The organism is Protofrankia symbiont of Coriaria myrtifolia (assembly GCF_900634755.1).
Taxonomy (GTDB): domain Bacteria; phylum Actinomycetota; class Actinomycetes; order Frankiales; family Frankiaceae; genus Protofrankia; species Protofrankia coriariae.
On sequence record NZ_CAAAFS010000204.1, the window covers coordinates 1 to 23,679 of the forward strand.

The 23,679-nt window shown below is 71.6% G+C and carries 24 protein-coding genes, 1 tRNA gene and 1 pseudogene; 12 read left to right on the forward strand and 14 right to left on the reverse strand.

All coding sequences use genetic code 11. From position 1 onward, the window contains the following. Positions 1–895 (reverse strand): DUF2267 domain-containing protein (locus CM1CMNOD_RS11355; RefSeq protein ID WP_131773979.1); only part of this gene is annotated, 895 nt, incomplete at its 3' end. Positions 896–1,446: 551 nt separating this feature from the next. Between CM1CMNOD_RS11355 and CM1CMNOD_RS11360 the strand changes: the two genes are divergently transcribed. Continuing rightward, positions 1,447–1,776, forward strand: coding sequence for an Hsp20/alpha crystallin family protein (locus CM1CMNOD_RS11360; RefSeq protein ID WP_013873784.1), 330 nt, complete (start codon positions 1,447–1,449; stop codon positions 1,774–1,776). Positions 1,777–2,061: 285 nt separating this feature from the next. On the opposite strand, the gene hisH is transcribed toward CM1CMNOD_RS11360, so the two are convergent. Genes hisH through hisD form a run of 4 tightly spaced genes read right to left on the reverse strand, consistent with a single transcriptional unit; the run spans position 2,062 to position 5,901 of the window. Next, positions 2,062–2,670 (reverse strand): imidazole glycerol phosphate synthase subunit HisH, encoded by a 609-nt coding sequence (gene hisH, locus CM1CMNOD_RS11365; RefSeq protein WP_013873785.1) that lies wholly within the window; start codon positions 2,668–2,670, stop codon positions 2,062–2,064. Between the two features lie 16 nt (positions 2,671–2,686). Then, positions 2,687–3,274, reverse strand: coding sequence for an imidazoleglycerol-phosphate dehydratase HisB (hisB, locus tag CM1CMNOD_RS11370; protein ID WP_013873786.1), 588 nt, complete (start codon positions 3,272–3,274; stop codon positions 2,687–2,689). Positions 3,275–3,280: 6 nt separating this feature from the next. Continuing rightward, complete coding sequence (locus CM1CMNOD_RS11375) at positions 3,281–4,609, reverse strand: histidinol-phosphate transaminase (protein WP_013873787.1); 1,329 nt, start codon at positions 4,607–4,609, stop codon at positions 3,281–3,283. Then, positions 4,606–5,901 (reverse strand): histidinol dehydrogenase, encoded by a 1,296-nt coding sequence (hisD, locus tag CM1CMNOD_RS11380; protein WP_202797725.1) that lies wholly within the window; start codon positions 5,899–5,901, stop codon positions 4,606–4,608. The genes CM1CMNOD_RS11375 and hisD overlap by 4 nt, the downstream gene beginning before the upstream one ends. A gap of 157 nt (positions 5,902–6,058) precedes the next feature. On the opposite strand from hisD, the gene CM1CMNOD_RS11385 reads away from it, so the two are divergent. Together CM1CMNOD_RS11385 and CM1CMNOD_RS11390 are read left to right on the forward strand one after the other, a co-directional pair. Further along, positions 6,059–6,346: a hypothetical protein gene (locus CM1CMNOD_RS11385; RefSeq protein WP_013873789.1), complete on the forward strand. Its 288-nt coding sequence runs from the start codon at positions 6,059–6,061 to the stop codon at positions 6,344–6,346. Next, positions 6,346–6,726 carry a PIN domain-containing protein gene (locus CM1CMNOD_RS11390; protein ID WP_013873790.1) on the forward strand — a complete coding sequence of 127 codons (381 nt, stop codon included), beginning with the start codon at positions 6,346–6,348 and terminating at the stop codon, positions 6,724–6,726. The genes CM1CMNOD_RS11385 and CM1CMNOD_RS11390 overlap by 1 nt, the downstream gene beginning before the upstream one ends. Positions 6,727–7,010: 284 nt before the next feature. On the opposite strand, the gene CM1CMNOD_RS11395 is transcribed toward CM1CMNOD_RS11390, so the two are convergent. Continuing rightward, the gene (locus tag CM1CMNOD_RS11395) at positions 7,011–7,247 is read right to left on the reverse strand and encodes a hypothetical protein (protein WP_083828259.1); all 237 of its coding nucleotides are present in this window, start codon (positions 7,245–7,247) and stop codon (positions 7,011–7,013) included. Positions 7,248–7,296: 49 nt separating this feature from the next. Here CM1CMNOD_RS11395 and CM1CMNOD_RS11400 point away from each other — a divergent pair, with 49 nt between their 5' ends. The 3 genes from CM1CMNOD_RS11400 to CM1CMNOD_RS11410 all read left to right on the forward strand — a co-directional run bounded on the left by CM1CMNOD_RS11400 (position 7,297) and on the right by CM1CMNOD_RS11410 (position 8,216). After that, positions 7,297–7,503 carry a hypothetical protein gene (locus CM1CMNOD_RS11400; RefSeq protein WP_237702736.1) on the forward strand — a complete coding sequence of 69 codons (207 nt, stop codon included), beginning with the start codon at positions 7,297–7,299 and terminating at the stop codon, positions 7,501–7,503. Between the two features lie 198 nt (positions 7,504–7,701). Next, positions 7,702–7,959 carry a type II toxin-antitoxin system Phd/YefM family antitoxin gene (locus CM1CMNOD_RS11405; RefSeq protein ID WP_013873792.1) on the forward strand — a complete coding sequence of 86 codons (258 nt, stop codon included), beginning with the start codon at positions 7,702–7,704 and terminating at the stop codon, positions 7,957–7,959. Then, entirely contained in the window at positions 7,956–8,216 is a 261-nt protein-coding gene (locus CM1CMNOD_RS11410) for a Txe/YoeB family addiction module toxin (RefSeq protein WP_013873793.1), read from the forward strand. The genes CM1CMNOD_RS11405 and CM1CMNOD_RS11410 overlap by 4 nt, the downstream gene beginning before the upstream one ends. Before the next feature lie 183 nt (positions 8,217–8,399). Here CM1CMNOD_RS11410 and CM1CMNOD_RS11415 read toward each other — a convergent pair whose 3' ends face one another. The 5 genes from CM1CMNOD_RS11415 to CM1CMNOD_RS11435 form a co-directional block, all read right to left on the reverse strand. Then, the gene (locus tag CM1CMNOD_RS11415; RefSeq protein WP_043606230.1) at positions 8,400–9,200 is read right to left on the reverse strand and encodes an SAM-dependent methyltransferase; all 801 of its coding nucleotides are present in this window, start codon (positions 9,198–9,200) and stop codon (positions 8,400–8,402) included. Between the two features lie 362 nt (positions 9,201–9,562). Further along, positions 9,563–11,065, reverse strand: a complete 1,503-nt coding sequence (locus CM1CMNOD_RS11420) for a TIGR02679 family protein (RefSeq protein ID WP_013873795.1) — start codon at positions 11,063–11,065, stop codon at positions 9,563–9,565. Beyond that, on the reverse strand, positions 11,062–15,264 hold the full coding sequence (locus tag CM1CMNOD_RS11425) for a TIGR02680 family protein (RefSeq protein WP_013873796.1): 4,203 nt from the start codon (positions 15,262–15,264) through the stop codon (positions 11,062–11,064). Before CM1CMNOD_RS11425 ends, CM1CMNOD_RS11420 begins: the two co-directional genes overlap by 4 nt. A 2-nt stretch (positions 15,265–15,266) precedes the next feature. Further along, positions 15,267–16,715, reverse strand: a complete 1,449-nt coding sequence (locus CM1CMNOD_RS11430) for a TIGR02678 family protein (RefSeq protein ID WP_013873797.1) — start codon at positions 16,713–16,715, stop codon at positions 15,267–15,269. Next, entirely contained in the window at positions 16,712–18,253 is a 1,542-nt protein-coding gene (locus tag CM1CMNOD_RS11435) for a TIGR02677 family protein (protein WP_013873798.1), read from the reverse strand. Before CM1CMNOD_RS11435 ends, CM1CMNOD_RS11430 begins: the two co-directional genes overlap by 4 nt. A 162-nt stretch (positions 18,254–18,415) precedes the next feature. On the opposite strand from CM1CMNOD_RS11435, the pseudogene CM1CMNOD_RS24010 reads away from it, so the two are divergent. From CM1CMNOD_RS24010 to CM1CMNOD_RS11460, 5 genes and pseudogenes are all read left to right on the forward strand, one after another. Then, a pseudogene (locus tag CM1CMNOD_RS24010) lies at positions 18,416–18,892 on the forward strand (DUF234 domain-containing protein); the annotation flags it as partial. 226 nt (positions 18,893–19,118) lie between these two features. After that, the gene (locus tag CM1CMNOD_RS11445) at positions 19,119–19,544 is read left to right on the forward strand and encodes an ester cyclase (protein ID WP_013873800.1); all 426 of its coding nucleotides are present in this window, start codon (positions 19,119–19,121) and stop codon (positions 19,542–19,544) included. Further along, positions 19,541–20,269, forward strand: a complete 729-nt coding sequence (locus CM1CMNOD_RS11450; protein ID WP_013873801.1) for a TetR/AcrR family transcriptional regulator — start codon at positions 19,541–19,543, stop codon at positions 20,267–20,269. Before CM1CMNOD_RS11445 ends, CM1CMNOD_RS11450 begins: the two co-directional genes overlap by 4 nt. Then, a complete protein-coding gene (locus CM1CMNOD_RS11455; protein WP_013873802.1) occupies positions 20,266–20,730 on the forward strand; it encodes a DUF1772 domain-containing protein in 465 nt (154 codons plus the stop codon). The genes CM1CMNOD_RS11450 and CM1CMNOD_RS11455 overlap by 4 nt, the downstream gene beginning before the upstream one ends. A 53-nt stretch (positions 20,731–20,783) precedes the next feature. After that, positions 20,784–21,254 carry a nuclear transport factor 2 family protein gene (locus CM1CMNOD_RS11460; RefSeq protein WP_013873803.1) on the forward strand — a complete coding sequence of 157 codons (471 nt, stop codon included), beginning with the start codon at positions 20,784–20,786 and terminating at the stop codon, positions 21,252–21,254. 153 nt (positions 21,255–21,407) lie between these two features. On the opposite strand, the gene CM1CMNOD_RS11465 is transcribed toward CM1CMNOD_RS11460, so the two are convergent. The 3 genes from CM1CMNOD_RS11465 to CM1CMNOD_RS11475 all read right to left on the reverse strand — a co-directional run bounded on the left by CM1CMNOD_RS11465 (position 21,408) and on the right by CM1CMNOD_RS11475 (position 22,558). Next, positions 21,408–21,479 (reverse strand) — tRNA-Val (locus tag CM1CMNOD_RS11465). A 214-nt stretch (positions 21,480–21,693) separates the two neighbouring features. After that, positions 21,694–22,062, reverse strand: coding sequence for a hypothetical protein (locus CM1CMNOD_RS11470; protein ID WP_013873804.1), 369 nt, complete (start codon positions 22,060–22,062; stop codon positions 21,694–21,696). A gap of 37 nt (positions 22,063–22,099) precedes the next feature. Further along, positions 22,100–22,558 (reverse strand): peroxiredoxin, encoded by a 459-nt coding sequence (locus CM1CMNOD_RS11475; RefSeq protein WP_013873805.1) that lies wholly within the window; start codon positions 22,556–22,558, stop codon positions 22,100–22,102. 723 nt (positions 22,559–23,281) lie between these two features. Here CM1CMNOD_RS11475 and CM1CMNOD_RS11480 point away from each other — a divergent pair. Then, on the forward strand, positions 23,282–23,611 hold the full coding sequence (locus tag CM1CMNOD_RS11480) for a DUF4234 domain-containing protein (protein ID WP_258165236.1): 330 nt from the start codon (positions 23,282–23,284) through the stop codon (positions 23,609–23,611). The last annotated feature ends 68 nt before the right edge of the window (positions 23,612–23,679 follow it).

Consider the following 23,679-nt stretch of genomic DNA (forward strand, 5'->3'; position numbering starts at 1 on the left):
ACATCGCTCCGGGCCCCGCCTGTCCCGGGCTACCAGCCTGGTCAGGCCGGTGGGGCGGGCGCTGTCGGGTCCGTCCACGTTCTTCGGGAAGGACGGCAGCGACGTCCTGGGCCTCCTCCGGGACGAAGTCACGCAGCGTGTGCAGAACGGCGCCGGTGATGTCGCGGGCACGCCCGCGGTCGATGTGGTCGATCCGCAGCACCGCCTCGATGAACTCGTCCAGATGGCGCAGGCGCGCCAGAGCCCGACCGTGCCGCCGTGGGGGCATGGTCAGCACCTGCACGTCCGCGGGCAGATGCGAGGCAATGTGCCGGCGCTCGGCCGCCGGCAGCCGCTCGAAGAACGTCGCCAGCACGGCGCGCACCGCCGGCTGGACGGTCCGCGGCTCGCAACCCGCCCGCTGCGCGGCGTCGAACAACCGCCGCAGCATGATGGAGCGGACCGGGACCAGTTCGCCCTCGGACGGCCGGGTGTCCCCGCGGACGAGCCCTTCGTGCAACATCGACACGACCCCCTCGACCCCGGAGGTCTGCCAGATCGCATCCTCGACGGCGGTGGCGTCGGCCGCGGTGGCGACATCGCCGTGCAGGATGACCACGTGGTCGCGGACGGTCACATGTACCCGTGGGACGTCGAGCCTGCGCGTGACCGGGCCCAGCCGGGAACGCACCCGGTCGGCGAGGATGTCATCGGCGACGTCCGGGTCGGGACGGCCGCCAGCGAGCCGGTAACGGAGCCCTCGCAGCCGTCCTCGCAGGTAGCGGAGCCGACGGCCGACCCGCTCCCGGACCAGGTCGGTCCCGCGGCGGATGCGTCGCGACCGCGCGAGCAGCCCGGTGGCGACGCCCGTCGCCACCCCCGCCGCCGTGGCGAGCGCTCTCCCGACGTATCTCATCTGCGCACCTCCCGGCGGCTGGTTTCACCAGCGTCGGGTACGAGCCGCGGCCGCGCCACCCGATGAGCCGCCAGCCGCCGTTTTCCGCCCTTTGCTCCCCTCCGGGCTCCCCGACCTTCCCTCCGACCTCCGCCCGCTTTCCCCGCTCGTATCCCATATTTACTTCATGTTGTTTCATCATGCCCTGCGTCCGCTTTCTCCCCTCGCGTTCTGTCCCGCGCCGCCCGCGGGCCGTCGGGCAGGACATGAGGACGTCCGTCGAGGGCCGGGAGGCAGACCGCGGCGACAGGGCGCACGCTGGAGATGTGGGTGGATCCCGACCAGCTCCGTGGATCCCGACCAGGAATCGACAAGGCGAGAAGGAACGACAACAGCAAGGAATCATCGACAAGGCGACAAGGAATGAGGAGCAGCCGTGAAAGGGAGTAGCCGTCCGGCACTGATTCGACGCGAGCGCACCGGCCAGGAACGGTCGCCCGGATCGCCCGGGTCATCCGGCCGGCCGTGGTCGTCTGCGGGGCACACGGCGGCTGGGCCTGCGGGAGGACAGCGTGCGGGTCGAGGAGTACGCCGAGGACGGCGCCTACGTGGTACGCGCTGAACTCCCCGGCATCGACCCGGACCGGGATGTCGAGGTCACCGTGTCCGAAAGGGAGGTGTCGCTGCACGCCGAGCGCCGGGAGGAGCGGAGGGAGAAGGCCACCGGCCGCTACCGCACCGAGTTCCGCTACGGCTCGCTCACCCGCTCGGTCGCCCTGCCGCCAGGGGCGAAGAAGGAGGAGGTCGCCGCCACCTACCACAACGGCATCCTCGAGGTCCGGATACCGGTTGCGAGCGGCGAACCCAGAGCGGTCCGGATGATCAATATTCGTCACGACTGACGTACTTCTGGACATATGCCGGTAGATACATGCTGGTAGATCCATGCCGGTAGGTACATGTCAGCCGTGGGTTCCTGTCCCCACGGCGCCGATGGCGCGCTGCCGGCCGGGCCGGCGTGCCACCAGAGCCACGGCGGACGCGGTACATCCGCGTCCTGGTCCACGATCACGGGCTGCCAGGCGCGGGAAACGCGGATTCGCGGCCCCGATTCTCCCGGCTTCTCCGTTTCCGCCGCTTCTCCGGTTCCGTCCGGCACCAGGGGTCGCGGGCCGGTGGGCCACGGGTCAGCGCAGGGTGCGCAACCAGTTGGTGAGCAGGTGCGCACCCGCGTCCCCGGACTTCTCCGGGTGGAACTGGGTGGCGTACAGCGGGCCTCGTTCCACCGCCGCGGCAAAGGGTTCGCCGTGCTCGGCCACGGTGTCGCCGGGCGCGGGCTCGGCCGCGTACGAGTGGACGAAGTAGAAGCGGGTGTCCGCGGGCAGACCGTCGAAGAGCACCGTCCCGGCCGGTGGTGCCACGGTGTTCCAGCCCATGTGCGGCAGGACCGGCGCGGCCAGCCGGCGGACCTGCCCGGCGAGCACGCCGAGCCCGCGGGTACGCACGCCGTGCTCGTCCCCGAGGGTGTAGAGGACCTGCATCCCCACGCAGATCCCCAGCACCGGACGTCCCTGGGCGACCCGCTCGTGGATGACCGGTGCCGCGCCGACCGCGTCGATCCCGGCCATGCACGCCGCGTAGGCGCCCACCCCGGGGACCACCAGGGCATCCGCAGCCCGGGCGACGTCCAGGTCGGCCGTGACGGTCACGTCCGCGCCGACCCGGGCGAGCGCCCGCTGCGCGCTGCGCAGGTTCCCCGACCCGTAGTCGAGGACGACCACCCGCGGCCCGGTCACCGCGGGCTCCTCCCCGTCACAGCACGCCCTTGGTGGACGGCACGCCGGCCACCCGCCCGTCGAGCGCGACCGCGTCCCGCAGCGCCCGCGCGACCGCCTTGAACTGGGCCTCGACCACATGGTGGGCGTTGCGGCCCGACAGCACCCGCACGTGCAGGGCGATCCGCGCCGACGCGGCGATCGACTCGAAGACGTGCCGGGTCAACGTCGTGTCGTAGGTGCCGATGAGCTCGATCAGCTCCGGTTCGACGACCACGCAGTACGGGCGGCCGGAAAGATCCACCGCGGCCTGCACCAGCGCCTCGTCCAGCGGCACCAGGGCGTCCCCGAAGCGCCGGATCCCGCTCTTGTCGCCGAGCGCCTCGCGCAGCGCGTCACCGAAGGCGATCGCGGTGTCCTCGACCGTGTGGTGGGCGTCGACGTGCAGGTCACCGCGGGTGCGGACGGTGAGGTCGAAACCTCCGTGCTTGCCGAGCTGGCTGACCATGTGGTCGAAGAACGGCACCCCGGTGAACGACGACGACACACCCGCCCCGTCGAGATCCAGTTCGACGACGACGTGCGACTCCAGGGTCTTGCGCTCGATGCGGGCTGTGCGACCCATTCCTGGTCACTCCTCCCCGAGGTAGGGCAGTTCGACGGTGGGCCTCGTGTCGCCGGACGTCGCGGCCGCGGAGGCCGGGCCCGCCGGCGCGCCGGCGGAGGGCGTCAGCGCCGCGGTCCCCTCGGTCAGCAGTGTGCGGGTCGCCGTCAGAAAGGCGTCGACCTCGTTCGACAGGCCGGCGGTGACCCGCAGCCAACCGGGCAGGCCGACGTCCCGGACGAGCACGCCCGCGTCGAGCAGCCCCTGCCACGCCGCCCGCTGGTCGGTGAAGCGGCCGAACAGGACGAAGTTCGCGTCGCTCGGCGCCACCGCGCAGCCGAGCCCGGTCAGCTCGGCCACCAGCCGGTCACGCTGCGCCTTGACCGCCTCGACCGTGGCGAGCAGCTCGTCGGCGTGTGCGAGCGCGGTGCGCGCGACCGCCTGCGTGAAGGTCGACAGATGGTACGGCAGGCGCACGAGCTGCAGCGCGTCGATCACCGCCGGGTGCGCGGCAAGGTAGCCGATGCGGGCGCCGGCCAGCGCGAACGCCTTGCTCATCGTCCGGGTGACCACCAGCCGCGGCTGGGACGGCAGCAGGGTCAGCGCGCTGGGGACCCCGGCGCGGCGGAACTCCGCGTACGCCTCGTCCACGACCACGATGCCGGAGCCGGTCTCACCGACCGCCGCGCACGCGGCCAGCACCACCTCCACCGGCAGCGCGGTGCCGGTGGGGTTGTTCGGCGACGCCAGGAAGACCAGGGACGGCCGGTACCGGTGGATCGTCGCGGCGACCGCGTCCGGGTCGAGGGTGAAGTCGGGCTCGCGGCGCTCACCGGCCCAGCCGGTCGCGGTCGCCACCGCGATCAGCCGGTGCATCGAATAGGACGGCTCGTACCCCAGCGCGACCCGGCCCGGCCCGCCGAAGGCCTGGCAGAGCTGCTGGAGCACCTCGTTCGAGCCGTTCGCCGCCCACACCTGGTCGGTGCGCAGGCCGAAACCGGCGTCCGGAGTCAGGTAGTAGGCCAGGTCGGCGCGCAGCGCCTCGGCCTGGCGGTCCGGATAGCGGTTGGCCTCGGTGGCGGCGAGGGAGGCGGCCTTGCCCAGGGCGTCCACCAGCCCGACGGACGGCGGGTGCGGGTTCTCGTTGGTGTTGAGCAGCACCGGGACGTCGAGCTGCGGCGCGCCGTAGGGCACCATGCCGCGCAGGTCGTCCCGCAGCGGCAGCTCGTCGAGCGTGGGCGAGCGCACCGGGCGGCCGCGGCCGGCGGGCGTGGGTCGGCCGCCGGCCGCACCGTCCGGCCCCGGGCCGGCTCCGCTCGCCGGTCCCGATCCCGATCCCGATCCTGTCGTGGTCATCGCAGCCGCACCTCCACCGCGTCGACGTGGGCGATGAGATCCTCGGCGCCACCGAGCGCGGCGATTCTGGGCGCCACCTCGGCAAGAGCGTCACGGTCGCACTCCACCACGTGAACCTGCCGTTGGAACGCCGACACCGAAAGCCCACCGCTGTGCCGGGCGGTACCGCCCGTCGGCAGGACGTGGTTCGAGCCGGCGAGATAGTCCCCCAGCGACACCGGTGCCCATACCCCCACGAACACGGCCCCGGCGTTGCGGACCCGGCCGGCGACGGCCGCGGCGTCCGCGGTCTGGATCTCCAGATGTTCGGCGGCCCAGGCGTCGACCACCGCCAGGCCCTCGTCGACGTCGTCGACCAGCACCGCCGCCCCCTGGCCGGTCAGTGCCGTGCGTACCCGTTCCTGGTGGCGGGTCACCGCGACCTGCTTGTCGAGTTCGGTCTCGACCGCGTCGAGCAGGTCTCTCGACGGGGTGACCAGCAGGCAGGCGGCCATCGGGTCGTGCTCGGCCTGGGCGATCAGGTCGGCGGCGACGTGGGCGGGGTCCGCGGTGTCGTCGGCGAGGATCGCGACCTCGGTCGGTCCGGCCTCGGCGTCCACTCCGACCAGGCCGCGCAGCAGCCGCTTCGCCGCGGTCACGTAGATGTTGCCCGGCCCGGTCACCACGTCCACCGCCGGGCAGCTGGACGTCCCGTGGGCGAACATCGCGATCGCCTGGGCGCCGCCGGCGGCATACACCTCGTCCACGCCCAGCAGCGCGGCGGCGGCGAGGACCACCGGATGCGGCAGACCGCCGAACTCCGCCTGCGGTGGCGACGCCAGCGCCAGGGAGCCGACCCCGGCCTCCTGCGCCGGCACGACGTTCATCACCACGCTGCTGGGGTAGGCGACCCGCCCGCCCGGCACGTAGAGGCCGACCCGCTGCACCGGGATCCAACGCTCCGTCACCCTGGTGCCCGGGGCCACGTCGATGGTCACCGGTTCGCGGCGCTGGGCGCGGTGCACCAGCCTGGTGCGCCGGATCACCTCCTCAAGGGCGTCCCGTACCCGCGGGTCGAGGCCGTCCAACGCGGCGGCCAGCGCGTCCGCGGCGACCCGGACCGAGGCCGGCCGCACCCCGTCGAACCGCTCCCCCGCGTCGAGGACCGCGGCGTCCCCCCGGTCACGCACGTCGTCGCAGACCGGGCGGACCGTTTCCAGCGCTGCGTCGACGTCCAGCGCGGCGCGGGGCAGCAGCCCGCGTACCCGTGGCGGTGACGGCAGACTTCCACGCAGGTCGAGCGTTCTCAGCACGACGATGAGCGTATCGGTACCCACCCCCGATCCGTCGATCTCCCGGATCCCAACGCCCTCCGCCCCCATCTCGACAACCCCTCTTCCCATCGGCGGACCCCGTCAGGACCACTGGATACGGTAGGAAGATCTTCCTACCAGGCATTACACTAGGATCATGGGTGTACGCAAGCTGTCGATCTCGGTGCCATCCGAGGTCGAGGAGACGATCAAGGCAGCGGCCGCGGAAGAGGGCAAGCCGGTATCCACATGGCTGACCGAGGCCGCCGTCGAAAAAGCCCGCGCAGCCACCCTGTATGCCGCCGGCAGGGCCGCCGCACAGGAGCTGGTCGCCGAGTACGAAAGCGAACACGGCAAGCTGCCCGAAGAGTTCCGGCAGCGCGCCCGCGCATTCCTCGCAGAGGCCGGACTATTCGACGACGAACCCTGGCAGGCAGCCGGATAATGCGCACGGTTGTTTATGACACTGGCGCGTTACTGGCCGCCGAACGGCGCAGCCCCGCCCTGCTGGCCCTGCACGACGAACTGACCGCCGCCCACATCCGCCCGATCGTGCCCGTGGTGGTCCTCGCCCAGGCATGGCGCGGGGGTCCTCAGCATCAGATCTCCCGGCTGCTCAAGGGCTGCGATATCCGCCCCGACGACGAGCGCACCGGTCGCGCTGCCGGTATCGCCTGCGGCAGCTCACAGACCGCCGACGTCGTGGACGCAATCGTTGTCGCCACCGCGGTCCAGCATCAGGCATCCGTGGTCACCAGCGACCCGGAGGACCTGAACCATCTCGCCGACTCCATAGGCATCAAGATCCATTTTTTCGCCCTCTGACGGCCGCGACAGCCTCTGCCGGCAGACCCTGTCGCATCCCGAATCCTCAGCTCCGCCATCGGACAGGCTCCGCGGAGCGGTGTCGATCCGAATACTGGAACCCCAGGATCGCCGCCGCGGCACGGCAGCGCGACGGGTGCATCAGAACCTCGGTGCTGTCGACAGCCTGATCGACAGCACCGGGGAGCCGGCTGACAGACCCGTCCACACGGTCACCAAGCTGGTCCAGCAGCGCACGCACCGCCGGGTCGGTGATCGCGTCGGTCAGCGCCCGGGTGAACCGCTCAGCACCGAGTACCTGAGAGCCGAGGCGCCAACTCTCGCAGATACCGATCCTCGGTGTTGCCGTACTGGTCCTGCTCGAAGGCGGGGAAGGTCGCCGACGCGGCCATGTCAGCCAACTGAAGACCCTCGACCCGGCTCGGCTGATCGATACGTCCACCACGCGGGTCGAGTGCCGCCCACATGATCCGGCAGTCCGTCGCCGTCCGCAGCGTGGCTTCGTATGCTCGCAGTTTCACGACGACGGCATCACACACTCCGGGGCCAGGTAGGGCAGACAAGGAAGCGGTGGATCATAACGATCCGGCGGGTGCAGGCACGCTGGTGGCCATGGCGGCGATCCCGGAGTCCACGCGGTCCTCGATCCGGCTGCGGCTGCTCGACCACGCCCGGCAGCGCTGGCCCCAGCTGGCCCGCACCGACATCACCTACCGGGGCGCCTTCGCCTACGTCGCCGGGGTCCTGCCCGACGGCGAGTTCGACCTGCACTCCTGATCTACCTTTCCGACTGCCCTCGACGCCTCCTGTGAGCTGGACGAACGCGGTCTCGCCGACCAGCGTCAGCGTGGGGCTCGATCGGCGTGGGGCCGGCTCGCTGCCCGGCCACCGACCCGTCGTCGCCATGGAGGCACACGCCCCGCCAGACTGGTACCATATGTGGTACAGCTTTGCTTTGGAGGGCGGAGGGATGACATGACGGCCGCGATCAGTGCGAGCGAGGCGCGCAAGACCCTGTTCCCGCTCATCGAGCGGGTCAACGCCGACCACGCCCCCGTCGAGATCGTTTCCAAGCACGGCAACGCGGTTCTGGTCAGCAAGGAGGACTGGGACTCGATCATGGAGACCAACTACCTGCTACGCTCCCCCGCCAACGCCAAGCGACTGACGGAGAGTATCGACCAGTGGCGTACTGGTAACGCCAGGGAGCGCGACCTGAGCCCGGACGCTTGAAGCTCAGCTGGACCGACCACGCCTGGGAGGACTATCTCTACTGGCAGACCCAGGACCGCAGGACGCTCAAACGCATCAGCACCCTGATCGCTGATATCAAAAGGGACCCCGACGGTTCAGGTATCGGCAAGCCTGAGATTCTGCGTAACAACCTCGCCGGTCTGCGCTCCCGCCGCATCGACGACGAGCACCGCCTCGTCTACGCAGTCGAACCCGGCGAGATCATCATCATCTCCTGCCGTTACCACTACGAATAACCAGGCGCCGGAGTCCGCCTGAGTCGCTGTGGCGAACTGGCCTCCGTCCCTCGGAAACTGAATTGTTCTCGTCACCGCGCCCTGCCCCCGGCGTGGTGTCGGCGAGGGGGATCGGGCAGCACGGGCGCGTGCCCCGATCCCCCGGCTGTCGGTCTTTCCGGCTGTCAGAGGCGGGGCGGACGCCTACGGCTTTCGGGCTACGGCGCCGTGTCCGTCCACCGGTTCGCCGGGGTTGTTGGGGTCCGGCCGCCACGACGAGATCGACACCACGCCCGGCTCCACGAGTTCCAGGCCCTCGAAGAAACGAGTGATCTGTTGCGGGGTGCGCAGGACATAGGGAACCGCGCCGGTGTCGTCGTAACCCTGCTGGGCCTCGTCGAATCCTTCGCTGGTGTCGGTGCTGTCCCACAGCACCAGGTAGCTGCCGGACGGAACGGCGGCCACCACTCTCTTCACGATCGACAGCGCCTCGTCGACATCGGCGACGTGACCGAGGGAACCCATGAACATGACCGCGATCGGCTTGGTGAAGTTCAGCACGTTCCTGGCGTCGGACACGATCTGGTCCGGGTTGTGGAAGTCCGCGTCGACGTAGGTCGTCACGCCTTCCGGCGTGGTGTTGACCAGCAGGGCGCGGGCGTGTGCCAGCACGAGCGGGTCGTTGTCAACGTAGACGATGCGGGATTCCGGGGCGATACGCTGGGCGACCTGATGGGTGTTGTCCAGGGTCGGCAGACCGGTGCCGACGTCGAGGAACTGACGGATACCCGCCTCGCCGGCCAGGTAACTGACAGCACGGATGAGGAACTGCCGGGACTGCTTGGCCAGCGGGACAATGCCGGGAAAAGCGGCGACGTAGGCGTCGCCGGCCTCCCGGTCGACCGGATAGTTGTCCTTGCCGCCCATCCAGTAGTTCCAGATCCGGGCCGAATGCGGCACGGTCGTGTCGATTGTCGAGGGCGCTTGGTCATCGGCGGGTACCACCGACGTGAAGTCCCATTCGGCGTTGTCGCCCTGCTCGCTCACAGCATCTCCATGGACGTCAGCTTGGCTCGGGACACCCTACGGGCGCCTCGGAACCCGGGCCCAGCACCGGATTCATGCGCATTCTTCCAGAGCACGAACGCGACATCCCGCACGGGTGATCTCACGGCAGCCAGCGGCAGACATCCCGGTAGGGCATTTCTAGAGTGATCGGCGTGGTTCCATTGTGACGGCCGCCTGTTGCAGTAGACAAAGATTCCAAAAGGATCTCGGCGCGACCAGATCAACGGGTTGTCGAACACTCTGGAGCCAGATCGTCCAGACCATCCCCGATGACTCTTAGGCAAGATCGTAAATTCGGATCAGTCCGGCGCTTCGGTCAGGGCGACCGGTCCGCCCGCCCGCGAGTCGCCATGAAGATCATGCGATCGGTGCGACCGGCCATCACCGGCACGGACGTCACCAGCGAGATCGGCGAGGAGGATGTCCGCGAGCCGTTCTTCCGGGACCGCGATGTCCCGGGCGCGTAGGGCGGCTGCAAGGTCCTGGTCCCAGGGCGCGTCGGTGACGTGGCCCGGCCGGGCCACGCCCGTGGATCCCGCCGGGGCCGCGGCGGCCGGGTGATCGGCTGCGGCCGGCACGGCCTCAGCCCGCACGGCCTCAGATGGCATGGCCGCAGATGGCATGGCCGCAACCGCGGCGAGGTAGTCGGTGGTGGCCATCCGCCATGGCCTGGCGCCGGTCCGCGTCATGACGTGCGCGGCGATCCGTAGGCCGTCGCCGTCGAAGTCGCCGTGATAGCGCAGGTCCGCGTCTGATGCAGCCAGCTGGCGCAACAGCGTGACCGCGGCGCTGGAGGGCCAGCCAGCGGTGCAGACCAGCGGTGGGCACGCGGCACCGAACCGCGTGATCGCCATGGTGACCAGCGAGGGGTTCTCGACGACCCACACCCGCCGCGCGACGACACGCAGCCCCGGACAGGCGCGGACCTGGGCCAACGTGACGACGCTGGCCTGCCCGGCCTCGGCCCACAGCCGCAGCGCGCGGCTCAGCGGGTCGTCACCAACTGGCCGCAGGCCCGCGACGAGCACCTGGGCGGACAGCGCGTCGCTGGCGACCCCGGCGCGTTCCCAGAGCGCGCGGCGCTCGTCCGCACCGGCCGGCGGCGCGACACCGTAGATCGCGGCCAGCGCGCGCAGGACCAGGGTGGACAGCCGCGTCCCGTCGTCGAGGGCATGGGTGCGCCCGACGACCGCGTCCGCGAAGGCGGGCAGCGGCTGGCCGTCCGCCGGCAGCCTGGCCAGGACGCGCAGCGCCGCGTCGAGCAGCGCGCGCGTCGTGTCCACCGAACCGTCGACGACGCCCGCCCGCCGGACGTCCGCGACCCAGGCCAGCAGCGCGGGTTCGGCGGCGACGACGGGCTGCGCGCACAGCCATTCCCACAGGTCACGCCGGGCGCGCGCCGCTGTGGCCCGGGACGCCGCCCGGTCGGTGAGCGGGCCGTGCAGTGCCTCGGCCACGGTGCGCGCGTCGAGGCCGAACGACGTGCGCAGGAGCGTGTCGAGGCGGTCGAGGTGGACGGTGGTGACGCTGCCCGGCAGCCGGTCCAGCCCCAGCAGGTCCGCGAGGGCGGTCCGCTGGTCGTCGTCGAGCGGTCCGATGCGCAGGGAGGTGACGGGTCGTCCGCTCGAGAGGCGAGCGTGCAACGCCCGCCACAGCGGGGCAAGAGCCGGTCGGTCCAGCCCGGCGGCCACGCGGGAAGCCCCGCCCGCGCCTGCACCGGCTGTACCGGCGGCGGCCCGGCCGGTCACAGCGGCCGTGTGGGCCCGGCCGGTTGCCGTGGCCGTGTCGGCCTGGCTGGTCACAGCGGCTGGCCGTCCGCGTCCGTCAGGCGCAGGCCGTCCCAGGTGAAGCGGGCCGTCGTCACGGCGTCGTCGCTGCCGTCCCCGGTGATGAGAGAGTGGATCGCGATCCCGTCGAGCTCGCGGTACATGCACCACTCATGGTCAGATGTGATCATCAGGTCGAGGTCGAGCGAGGCGAGCAGCTCGAACACCTGGCCACGGTTGGTCGTGTCGACACCGACGAAGACCTCGTCGAGCAGGATCAGGCGCGGGGCGATCGGCGCCGACTGGTAGTGCGCGGCGAGCGCCGCGAACAGCGGCAGATGCAGGGCGATCGCCTTCTCACCGCCTGACAGCGCGCCGTGCAGCTTCTTGGTCAGCGGCTGCCAGCCCCGCTCGTTGCCGCGGTCGACGCGGACGATGAACTGGTGCCAGGCCGTGTAGTCGAACACCCGCAGGAGCTGTTCCTCCCAGCCGGTCGCGGTGTCGTCGTCACGGGCGTCGTCGACCCGGCCGCGCAGGAACTCGTGCAGCGCCTCATGGTCGGCTTTGGTGAGCTGGCTCGGGTCCCGCAGGAGCAGATCGCGGGCGCCACGGGTCGCGGCGGGCAGGGCCGGGTCGACCCGCCACTGGATCTGGACGGCGGTCCTGGAGGCGGTGCGTACCTTCTCCAGCCGGCTGTTCATGTCCGCGACGAGGGCGTTCGCCTGCCGGATCCGGTCGGCGACGTGCCGGCGGGTGTTGCCGGTGAGCGTCCGGTCGAACAACTCCCGTTCACCTTCGGTGATCTCGGCGCGGGAGCGCTCCCGCTCGTCGCGGACAGCGTCGTGCAGATGGGCGGCACCGACACGGATCCCGTCGACGGCCGCCGTGAGGATCTGGATGTCCTCGTCCGGCTCCAGGACCAGCTCGGCCCGGTCCGCGAGTGCCTGCCGGCTGCGGTGCACGGCGTCGGTCAGCCGGGTCTCGGCCTCCTTGAGGTTCTGCCTGGCGTACGGGGTGGTCGTGAGCCTGGCCGCGACCGCGCGGGCGGCCTCCAGAGTGGGGCGCACCCCGTCCAGCCCGGCGAGCGGGAGATCGAGCCGCGTGTCCGCGGCGAGGCTGCCGGCCCCGAGGTGCCGAAACCGGTTCGCCCGGCTGTCACGCTCGGCGACGGCGACCTCGCGGCGGTCCGCGTCCACGACACGCCGCTCGTCCAGCTCGCCGACGCGGCGCTCCAGCGCGCGCCCTGACTGCTCCATCATCACGCGCTGTTTCGCCAGTTCCTCCAGCCGGCGCCGGGCGCCGGCGATCTCGTCGAGGACCTGCCGATACTCGGGCCCGATCGCGGCCTCGATCCCGTCGAGTTTCGCGCGCAGGCGCTGGGTCTCCCCCGCCGCCTCGGCCGCCGTCGCGGCGAGCCCGAGCGCGCTCTCCTGGGACCTGGTGGCCACCCCCGCCGCGGCCACCGCGGCGTCTCGGGCGGCGGTGGCCCGCTGGTGGCAGTCGAGCCAGCCGTCCGCCAGCCGGTGGAAGGCCGTCGCGGCGTCCTGCACCGCCTCCAACGCGTCCGTGTCGGTCGGCAGCCCGTGCTCGGCGCCCGCCGCGGTCAGGGCACGGGTCGCGGCGCGCACCGCGTCCTCGCCTTCCCGGACCTCCTCCAGCCGGTGGCTGACCACGTCGTCACGGGCCGCCACCGCCGCGTCCGCGGCCTCCAGCGCGCCGCGCGCGTCGTCGAGCGCGCGGTGGCTCGGCCGGGCGCGGCGCTCCGCCGCGATCCGTTCCCGCCGGGCGCCGAGTTCGCCGAGTTCCCGGCCGATGCCGGCGAGAACGTCGTCCAGCTGGCTGATCAGCCTGGTCAGCTCGTCGACACGGCGTCGGCGAGCCCGGTCACGCGCCAGCGCCCCGATGTGGGCGGGCTCCGGCTTCGACCAGCTGCCCCGGGCCGCCGCCAGCCGCCAGGTGCCGTCGGCACCGACCGCGACCGGGTGGCCGTCGGGCGCGGTGGTACCGACGGCGATCCCGGCGAGCAGGCGCAGCACCCGCTCGGCCGGCACCTTCGCGTCCGGCTCGGGTGTGAGCACCGCGCCCAGCCCGCCCGCGGGCGCGGAGGCCATCTGGTCGACGTCGATGACCGTGTCGTGCCCGGGGACGGTGAGCCCGCCCGTCGGGAACACCCAGGCGTCGAGCAGCCCGGCGGCTTCCAGCGCCGCCTCAATGCCCGCCTGGACGGCCGGGGTGACGCCGTCGCGGAAGGACACCAGCCGCCACAGTGGCGCGCCGGGCAGCCCGGCCCGGTCGGCGGTCCTGGTCGGCGGGACGGACGGCGGCAGCTCGGTGAGGATCAGCAGCCGGTCCCGCTCCGCCGTGTGCGCGTCCCGTTCGGCGCCGCGGTCCCTGTGCTCCCGGGCCAGCTCGGCCGACCGGGCGGCGATCGCCTCGAGCAGCGGGCCGGCGGTCTCCTCGACGAGGCGCAGGACGTCGGGTTCGGACTCGGCCGCGTCGCGCAGCGCCCCCGGGTCGGTGAACCGCAGCTGCGCGCAGCCGGCGGCCCAGCGGGCCAGCGCCTCGCCGAGGGCCTCCCGCGCGTCCTCGTATGCCACGCGGGCATCGCGCCGAGCCGCTGTCGCGGCGGTGAGTTCCTGGCGGGCCCGCTCCAGGTTCCGCTCCGCCGTGGTCCGCGTGTCGACCGCGGACCGGTGTTCACCCAGCGCACGGCGTACGGCGCCGATCTGACGGCCTCGGGCCTCGACCGCCGCGCGCAGCAACGACCGGGGCCGCGTCGCCGCGGCACTCCACGAGGCGGCGGCGACGTCCTCGCGGTCCTCCCCGGCGCCGGCGGCGCGCTCGGTGACGGCGGCGAGCTGCTGGTAGGTCGCGGTCATGCCCGCCCGGTCGGCGGCGGGGCGGGCCGTCTCCCGCGCGGACGCAAGCTCGGCCTCGGCACGGGCCGCGCCCGTCGCCGTCCGGGTGGCGGTGGCCTTGTCGACACGCGCCCGCTCCTGCGCCCCGGTGGCCTGCTCGCGGGTGTCGGCGGCGCGTCGCTGTGCCGCCCGGATCTGGCCGCGCAGCTCGTCGAGCCGCCCACCGGCCCGGTAGGCGTCACTGACCTGCAGGCCCTCGACCCGGGCCTGCAGCGTCCCGCGGTCGGTTTCGGCGGCCGTGATGCGCTCGTCGAGCGCCTCGCGCTCGACGACGACCCGGTCGTACTCCTCCTGGCTTTCCCGGGCCGTGCGTGTCAGCGCGTCCAGGGTGCTGGTGGCGGAGATGAGGTCGGCGGCGGCCGCGCGCAGCACCCGGCTGGCATAGGCTCGCTGCCGGTCGGCCAGTACCCGCGCGGCCTCGACCTCCTCGTCGAGCCGGCGCAGGCTCTCCCGCTGTCGGTCCAGGCGCTCGAATCCCTCGGCCAGCTCAGCGATCTCGGCTCCCCCGAGCGGCGGCAGCGCCCGGGACAGCAGCGTCGACAGCAGCGACGGGTCGAGCCGTTCCGACAGTTTGGGCGTCCGCAGCTGCAGCATCGCGGTGATCAGCCCGCTGTAGCGCTGCTCGCTCAGGCCGCCGAACAGTTCGGCGCGGATCGCCGCCCGGTAGTCGGCCGCGGTGGGGTACAGCTGGCCCGTGTCACCCAGCTCCGCCTCCAGCCGTTTGCGCGTCAGCGGGGCGTTCGCCTCGTCGACCACGCTCAGGCCACCGGGCAGCCCGATCCGGCTGGTGGTCGTGAAGTAGTCCGCTGTCGCCGAGGCCGTGTGCACGGACGCCTGTAGCCGCGCGCCGCAGGTGAACCAACGTTCATCGGACCCATTGGGCCTGGCCGGTCCACCGCCCTCGCCGTCACCGTCACCGACGGGCCGCACCGGGCTCGGCTGGCCGGTCGGGCCGGCCGGGCCGGTCTCGGGGAGAGCACCGAAACGGAACTCGATCCAGACGTAGCCGACGCGGGTCTGGCCGCTCGCGCCGTCCCCCATCAGGTTCCAGTGCATCGTGCGTTCCGGCCCGCCGAACGTCGACAGCCGCCTGGCCTGCAGGTTCGCGTCGAGCAGGTACGGCAGCAGCAGCTCCAGCGCCTTGGACTTGCCGGTGCCGTTACGACCGCGCAGCAGCAGCCGGCCACGGTGGAAGTGGAACGTCTCGTCGTAGTAGCGCCAGACGTTGACGATCCCGGCGCGCTGTGGCCGCCAGCGGGCCACCCGGGCCTGGGCGTCGGCCGGAGCCGGGCGAACGGGCAGCCTGGTCACGCTCATGCTCACGCCTGCCCGCCCGACGCGACGTCCCGCTCAGCGCCCCCTGAGACATCCCCGGTGGCTGTGACATCCCCGGTGGCAGCCTTCGCGGCGGATGACGCCACGTCCGTGAGGCGCGACCGATCCTCGCGGTGGTCGCGGTATCGTGCCGCGGCGGGCAGGGCCCGCACGACGGCGGAGGCGCCGGTGTGGCCCGTGTCCAGCGCGGCGAGCCCGAACATCCGAAGCTCGGTGACCGCGTCCCGCGCGAGCCGGTGCGCGCCCTCCTCGGAACGGTAGCTCTTCGCCCAGGACGGCAGCCCCGCGAGTATCCGCCCCGCCTCGATGGCCAGCTGTTCGATCGTGAGCCCGGCCGGCGCGGCCCGCAGCGCGTCGAGCAGCATCAGGCCAGCGATCTTTGCGCTGCTCGCGTCGTCGGGGAAGCGGCTGTCGGTCGCGATGCCGTCGGGGTCGACGAACAGATATCCCTCGGCTCGTTCCTCCAGCTCGAAGCCTGCCAGCTCGGCGGCCCGGCGGACCATCGTGCGGCCCGTCGGCGTGGCGAGATAGGCCAGCTGCGCCGCGCTGAGCTGCCAGCGATAGACGACCGGGTCGTCGACCAGGCGTCGGATCACCGAATGCCGCAGCCAGAGATTGCGCCGGGAGTCGGAGACCGTCGGGGCCTCGGCCGCGGCGTCCCCGTAACGGGTCTCGACGAGCATGTCGGCGATGAGCACGTCGATGTCGATCAGCTCCTGGTTCGGGGGCGGGGCCGCGCCGGCCTTCCCGGCATCGTCGGGAGTGTCGTCCGCAGTGGGCGTGGCGGGCGCGTCACCGGCGCCGGGCGCCACGGACGCGCCGGCGGTGACCACCCGTGACGGCGCGACCGGTGCGGCGAGCAGCCGCACCAGGCGGGTGGTGTCGACGCGGTAGAGGACCTTCGCGTCCTCGGACTGCACATAGGCCTCGGTGACGCCGTCCACCGCGCTGACCACGCCGAGGGACTCCAGGAATTTCAGCGCGTCGACGAAGGCCATCCGCCCGGCGCGGCTGGCGGTGTCGAAGGGCGGCAGGGCGCCGTCCGCCGCGCAGGCCGAGGCAGCCCGGTCGGCCAGCAGCCCGATCGTCGTGACCGGACCGGCCATCAGCTCGGCGGCCACCACACAGAACAGCACGTACCTGCTCCGGTCGAACGGGGCCCGCGTCGACCGCGGCCGGCGCGCCGGGCGCGACGGATCCGGCTCCGAACGGATCTTCACCAGCCGCGCGTAGCCGGCCCGCGGCTCGACGACGAGCTGCCATCCGCAGAAGTAGTCGAACCAGTCCGCGATCGGCCTGCGCCGCCGCCGCACGACCGCGAACGCGTCCGGGCGGCCGGCCGCCGTCAGCAACGGGCTGCCGAGCAGCAGCCGGATGCCCCGGGCGACGTCGACGCGCTCGTCCTGGACGTGCTGGTTCGCCGACGAGCTCACTGCGCGGCCTCGCTGGGACGTGCGCGCTGGCCGACGAGGATGATTTCGACGACGTGGTCCGGGGCGGTCAGCACACCCCGCGGGGTACGGATCATCGCCAGCCTGCCGTCATCCGTCGGCCGCGCGACGATCTCGACCCGCCCGTCGGACGTCGTGGCCCGCCGCGCGCCCGAGCTGTCCAGCGGCCCGTCGAGCGCATGCCCCAGCAGGTCCAGCAGGTATGACAGCTCCTCATGGCCGAGCTCGGCCACCGCGGACAGGCGGATCGGCCCGTCCGTTCTCAGCCGCCGCCAGATGGCCTCCAGTTCGGCGCGCTCCCGCCGCGCCCGCTCCTCGCGCGCACGCCGGACGGCCGTGACGTCACGGACCCGGCCGGTCCGGGAGAAGCGCTCCACCCGGCCCGCGCGCCGCAGCAGCGTCGACACCTCCACCGAGGGGGCGTCCGCCCAGCTCACGCCGGTCGGCACCAGTTCGGCGTCGGCGTGCCGCAGGTGCGCGTGGCGGGCTGGGGCCAGCCCGAACGCCGCGCCCCACAGCCGGTGCAGGTCGTCCTCGGCGGGAGCGGCGGCGAACGCGTGCGCGAGCACGCGGAAGTCGCGGGCCGCGCTCGACGACCGCCGTCGGGACTCGCCGATGCGTTCCAGGGCCGCGAGCAGGGCGACGATCGCCCGCCGCGCCACCGTGTGCAGCTGTTCCGCCCGCGGGCGCGCACCGCCGTCCGGGTCGAACCACAGCCGCAGGCCCTCCCAGCGCAGCCGGCGGTGCTCCAGCCAGGCCGGCGCCGGATCGTCCCCACCGATCGGCGAGAGCTCCGCGCCCAGCAGCGCGCGCCCGCGTAACGCGCCGACACCGCGGGACTCCACCCGCCGGATCGCCTCGCGGATCTCGTGCGACCGGTGATCGAGATCGGTGACGAACTCCTGCAGGTAGGCGACGGTGGCCCGCTTGACCTCGTGGAAGGTGTCAAGATCGGCGTTCTCGGCCCGCAGGAGCCGCTGCAGCTCACCGTTGAACTGCTTGGTGTTCACCCGGAGAGCCTCAAGGTGGCCCTCAAGCTCACTGAGCGTCGTGAAGATCCTGCGGTTCGGCGAGGCCTCGTCGGCCATCAGCGCGTACAGCGTGTCCAGCCGGTCCACGATGGCGTCCAGGACGGCGGTCTGCAACGCGCCCGCCGAGGCGAGTACCGCCAGCGCGTGCTGGACGCCCGCGAACGCGGCCTCCCCGCGTCGCGTCAGCGAGTACTGCAGGTTGCCGCGCTCGTACTCGGCGGCGGTGGTGTAGTCCGCGCCGTGGTTCTGGATGACGTCCAGCAGCCGCCATTTGCCCAGCTGCGCGAGCGCGCGGCCAAGCTCGTCCGGACCGAGCTCGCGGAAGAAGCCGACGGACGCCAGCCGGTCGGAGATGCCGTCGAGCCCCAGCGCGGTCTCCAGCCGCTCGTTCGCCTCACCGAAGACGTGCAGGATCGCCGTGTACAGGTCGACGTTCTGCTCGGTCGCGAACCGGAACATCTCCGGTGGCACCCGATGCGTCGAAGTCATCCAGTCACCGCCATGGCACCCCACCACCGGCCGCGCTCAGTGGTCCACCGAATGTCCCACCGTAACTGACGAATCCGAAACTAACAGGCCCGACCCCAAGGCCGACCGCCCGGCCCACTCTGATCGACACAGCGACGACCCCCTCCGGACATCCTTGGCCAGGTCACCGACCCCTACCTGCGGTTCTGGCTACGGTTCATCGGCCCGTACCTGCCGGAGATCGAACGCCGCCGCGGCGACCTCACCCTGGCCCGGATCCGCGACGGGTGGACGTCCTGGCGCGGCCGGGCGGTCGAACCGCTCCTGCGCGACTCCATCGCCCGCCTGCTGCCCGACCAGACGCTGCCCGCCGCCCCCGCCGTCGGCTCCTACTGGAACCGGCCGAACACCATCCAGATCGATATCGTCGGCGCCGACCGGGAACCGGTCGCCAAGGAGCTCTACTTCCTCGGCTCCATCAAATGGTTGGAACGCTCCGCGTTCGACCACCACGACCTCGCGGTGCTACAGAAATACCGGGCCGCGCTCACCGACGAGCCGCTCCCCCTCGTCGCGGTCAGCCGCGGCGGAGTCACCGCCACCGGTCTCACCGCCACCTACGGCCCAGCCGAACTCCTCACCGCCTGGCAGACAACCTGACGAGACGGAATTCGCCAGCCCGCCGTCCAACGAGGCGCAGACCACGAACAGGCACTCTCCGGTAGCACGCGATTCCTCGGAGTCATCAAGTCACCATCGCGACCCCAACACCGGCCACGTTCAGCGATCCGTAAGGCTTCCCGCGGTCCGCCTCGTTCACCCTTGACTGATCTGGTTACAGCGTACACGCTGGTTACAGCGTAACCATGATAGCCGGAGGGGAACCATGACCACGAGCAGCACGCGACGGCGGCCCGGGACGGTCGCGCACGCGTTCGCCGACCTGATGAACGATCACGATCCGGACGCGGTCGACGGCTTCATCGCGGCGGACTACATCAACCACAACGCGTTCGTCGAGGACGGGCGCGAGGCGAACCGGGCGTTCTGGACACAGTGGTTCGCCGCGTTCCCGGACACCGAGGTCAGCCTTGACGACGTCCTCGTCGACGGAGATCGGGTCGCCGGCAGATTCACCTACCGGGCGACGTTCCAGGGCCCTTTCATGGGCCTGCCACCGACCGGGCGCCCGGTGGTGATGCATTCGATCGACATCTGGCGCGTGGTCGACGGTATGGCCGTGGAGCACTGGGACCAGCTCGACGGGCAGGCGTTCTTCGCACAGTTGACCGGGGACGCCGACAACCAATGACGATCGACGCGCAGGACGACCCGGCGCCGACGCGTGCGCAGCGGCGCCGGGAGCGGGAACGGGCCGCCGCCCGCGAGTCGATCCTGTCCGCCGCGCGGGAACTGGCGCGAAGCGAGGGCTGGGAGACGGTGACCATGCGGCGACTGGCGGAGCGCATCGACTACTCCGCAAACTTCGCCTACCGCTACTTCACCGGCCGTGACGACATTCTGCTCACCCTCATCCGCGACGGATTCACCCGGTTGCGCGACGCGATGGACACCGCAAGCCGGCGGCCGGCGGCCGAATCCGCCGCCGCGACGTCCGACACGGACGTCCCGGACGTCGCGGCCATCCGACGGGCCGCACACGCCTACCTCGACTTCGCCCTGACCGAACCCGACCTGTACCAGCTCATGTACGGCCTGGGCGGCGTGCGCATGCCCGCCGCCGACACCTGGGTCGAGGGGCAAGCCGTCGGCGACGTCCTGACCGGGCTGCTCGCCGCCGCTGGCGACCGGCAGCCCGAGCAGCACGTGCTGCAACTGTGGGCCACGGCGCACGGGCTGGTCGCGCTGCTGGTCGTCGGCCGCGTCGACGTCGACTCCGCCGCGCTGCACGCCCTGCTCGAGGAGGCGCTGACCGACTGCCTCACCCGCGCCCTGCCCGCACCGGCGTCACCTCGGCGCAGCGGCCGATCAGCAGCGGAACCGACTGGAAAACCGACCGGAAAGAGGCAGTTGTGAGCAGCCTGGCCACCGCCGCCGCGCTCGTCGCAGTCGCGGCTGCCGCGATCATCTATGGCACCGACGTCTTCTCCGCGCTCGTCCTGCGCCCTGCCGCGGTCGATGCCGCCGACGCCTCCGTGGCCGACCTGCTCGGCCGGGTCCACGAGTACGGAGATCGCCGGCTGCCCGTGCCCGGAGCGGTCTCCGTCCTCGCCGCGGCGCTCGCCACCGTGGCCAGCGACACCAACCCCGCGCGCATCGGCGGCGCGACAGCGCTGGCCGCGCTGCTGGCCTGGCTCGCGATCTACGTACGCGTCAGCGCACCGATCAACAGACGGCTTCGCGCGGCCGCGGCCAGCCACACCGTCCCGGCGGACACCCGAGTCCTCCAGCAACGCTGGGACAGCGTCATCTGGACCCGGGCCGCCCTGCAGACCATCGCGCTGGCTGGTCTACTCGTCATCATCCTCAGCCGATGACCAGGAGACCTGTCCAGCGACCACCGTGTCCAGTTACTGGGAGTGTTGTGAACATGGATCCACGGCAGACCGCCGACGCGGTCGCGCAAGCCATGACATCTCGTGACCACGCGGCGCTCATGGCCCTGTACGCCGAGGACATCGTCTTCAGTTCGCCTGTCACCGCCGTGCGGTTCACCGGCAGGGCAGAGGTGGGCGCGCTCATGTCTCACGTCCTCGCCGGTTTCCAGAGCTGGGAACGCACCTTCGTGTTCACCGGCGACGACGAGTGCGTGTTCGGCGCCCGCGGACGCATCGGCGGCCACGACATCGACCTGGCCGAACACTTCCGTCTGGACCCGGACGGACGCGTGGCCGAGATCAGCGTCTATGGACGCCCGCTGGCCGCCATCGCCGCTGTCGCCGCCCCACCGCTCGCCGCCCGCCACGGCCGCAACCGTGAGCGCCTGGTCGGCCTGATCTCCCGCGGTCTCCCCGGTGCCCTGGCCCGGGGAGACCGGCTCATCACCCGCCTGGCCCGCTGAAACGCACCCCGCCGCCGGCGCGGCAACCCCCCCAAAGCCGCAAAACCCCCAGGGGGGTTGATCGTGGGGGGTACGGGGGGCTCGGCCCCCCGGCAGACATCGCGGCTGGTGGCGAAGCCGACCGAAGGTCGGCGAGCAGCCGAAGCCAGCCCGTGGGCGCGGCAGGGATCGAACCTGCGACCACTCGCTTGTAAGGCGAGCGCTCTCCCGCTGAGCTACGCGCCCGGGATGCTCGTAAGCGTACGCAACAGCGCACGGCTGTGGGGGATGGGTGCCACGGAAACCGGTGCCCGGCACGATGTCGACGTCGTCTGTGCCGGGGAATGTCCGTCCGGGCCCGGCGCGGTGTTGCCGGCTGTCCGGGCGCGCCACTGGCCCGCGCGTGTGCCCGCTTGGCCCTGCCGCCGGTCGGACAGGCCGAGCGGGCACACGTCACCGGTCATCTCAGGCTGTTGCCCAGCATCCGCGCGAGGGCGGCTTCGACCTCGGCGCTGAGTTCGGGGGGCGCGGGCACCGGCGATGCGGACGCGCTCCCCGGCAGCGGCGCCGGAACGCGGACCGGAAGATCAGAACCGGCTGGTGCCGGGGAGGTCTCCCGGCCGCAGTCCTGGCACGAGATCAAGCCGAGAGCCTTGGCCAGGTGTGTCGAGCCGCAACTGCCGCAGCGGTCGAGGGTCTGCGACCAGCCGACCGTCTGCTGGCACTGCGGGCAGAACAGCACCTGCTCCCCCGCCACGACCGCCCGCCGCCACGGGCTGGCTCCCCGGGTGGGGTCGGTCTGACGGGTGTGACAACGAAAGCACGGCATCCTGCAACCTGATGTGACGGAAAAGACCGGGTGCAACCTACAGCGCGGCGAGCGCCTTGAGGTATTCGGCGTGGTCCCGAGCCTCACCGGGACTGTTCACGATCTTCCAGTGGACGACACCCTCCTTGTTGATGATGAAGGTCGCCCGCAGGGCAAATCCCTTGCTCTCCTCGAAGACGCCATAGCTGCGCGCCACCTCGCCGTGCGGCCAGAAGTCCGCCAGCAGCGGGAAGTCGTATCCTTCGCGCTCCGCCCACACCTTGTGAGCGTAGGGCGAGTCGACCGAGACCGCGAGGACCTGCACATTGTCGTTCTGGAACGACGAGAGCTCGTCGCGAACCGCGCAGAGCTCGCCCTGGCAGATACCGGTGAAGGTCAGGGGGTAGAACAGGAGTACGACGTTACGCCGCCCGCGGAACTCCGAGAGTGTGACCTCCTCGTTGTTCTGATCACGCAGGGTGAAGTCAGGGGCGATGCTGCCCACGTCGACGGCCACTGGCACATCCTCTCGACAGTAACGGTGTGTATTCGGATAAGGGGCGGCTGGCCACCCGTTCCCAGCATGCCATCTGTTCGGCCCCTGGATCAGGATCCCTCGTGCCGGCGACCGCCCGTGCCGGGTGCCACCGCCCACGACCTCCTGCCGACCTCCTGTCACCTCCCGCGGTTTCCGATCAGTCATACGGCGCCGATGTGACCGGGGACTACTGCCCAGATGTCCCGGCCGGTAACATTTATCCCGTCCCGTCGGCCCGGATGCACCTGCGTCGCTCGCTCCCGTCCGCTTCAAGCTCCCATCTGTTACATGGGTGTGTCCGCTTCCTTCGACAGCGGACACCTCGCGCGGCAGCCGGGCGGTCTGCCGGTGTTGTTCCGATCGGCCCGGATCGGCACATCCGTCAGGGGTGTATGAAACCGCGAGGGATGTACAGACAACGGCACACGAAAACGCAGGGGCACGGTGACCGATCAGAATTTCGGTCCGTATGGTCAACACGGATACGGACAGCAACCGCCGGGGCCACACAGTACGAATCCGTACGGTCAGCCCCCGCCCGGGGACCGCCACAACAACCCCGGATACGGGGACCAGCCCGGATACGGGGCCGGGTACCCCACGTCGGGTGCCCTTGTTCCCGGCGGCCACCCACAACCCGTGGGCGCGGGCATCCGCGGCAAACGGCGCAATCCCTTCGCGTCCTAGCTCGGCCTGCCTCTGATCACCCTTGGCATCTACGGCATCGTGTGGGTCTACAAGACCAACAAGGAGCTCAACGCCTACGACCGGCGGATCGACGTCAACCCGGTCCTGTCGGTGCTCGCGGTGACGTTCGGGGCGTTCCTGATCGTGCCACCGTTCGTGGCCGTGTGGCGGCTGGGCACCCGTGCCCGCCAGGCCCAGCGAGCGGCCGGCCTACCCGAACTGAGCGCCGGTGTCGCCTTCGTCCTCTGGCTCGTCGGTGGAGGCCCGCTGTACCTCCAGTACGAGATCAACAAAATCTGGGGCCGCTACCCGGGCTCGCTGGAAGGGCAGCAGGTCTCTCTGTAGGCCTGAGCTGTCCGTACACCTGATCGGTCTGCCTGGCCTCTGCCGGTCCACACGGCGGGGACGCCGTC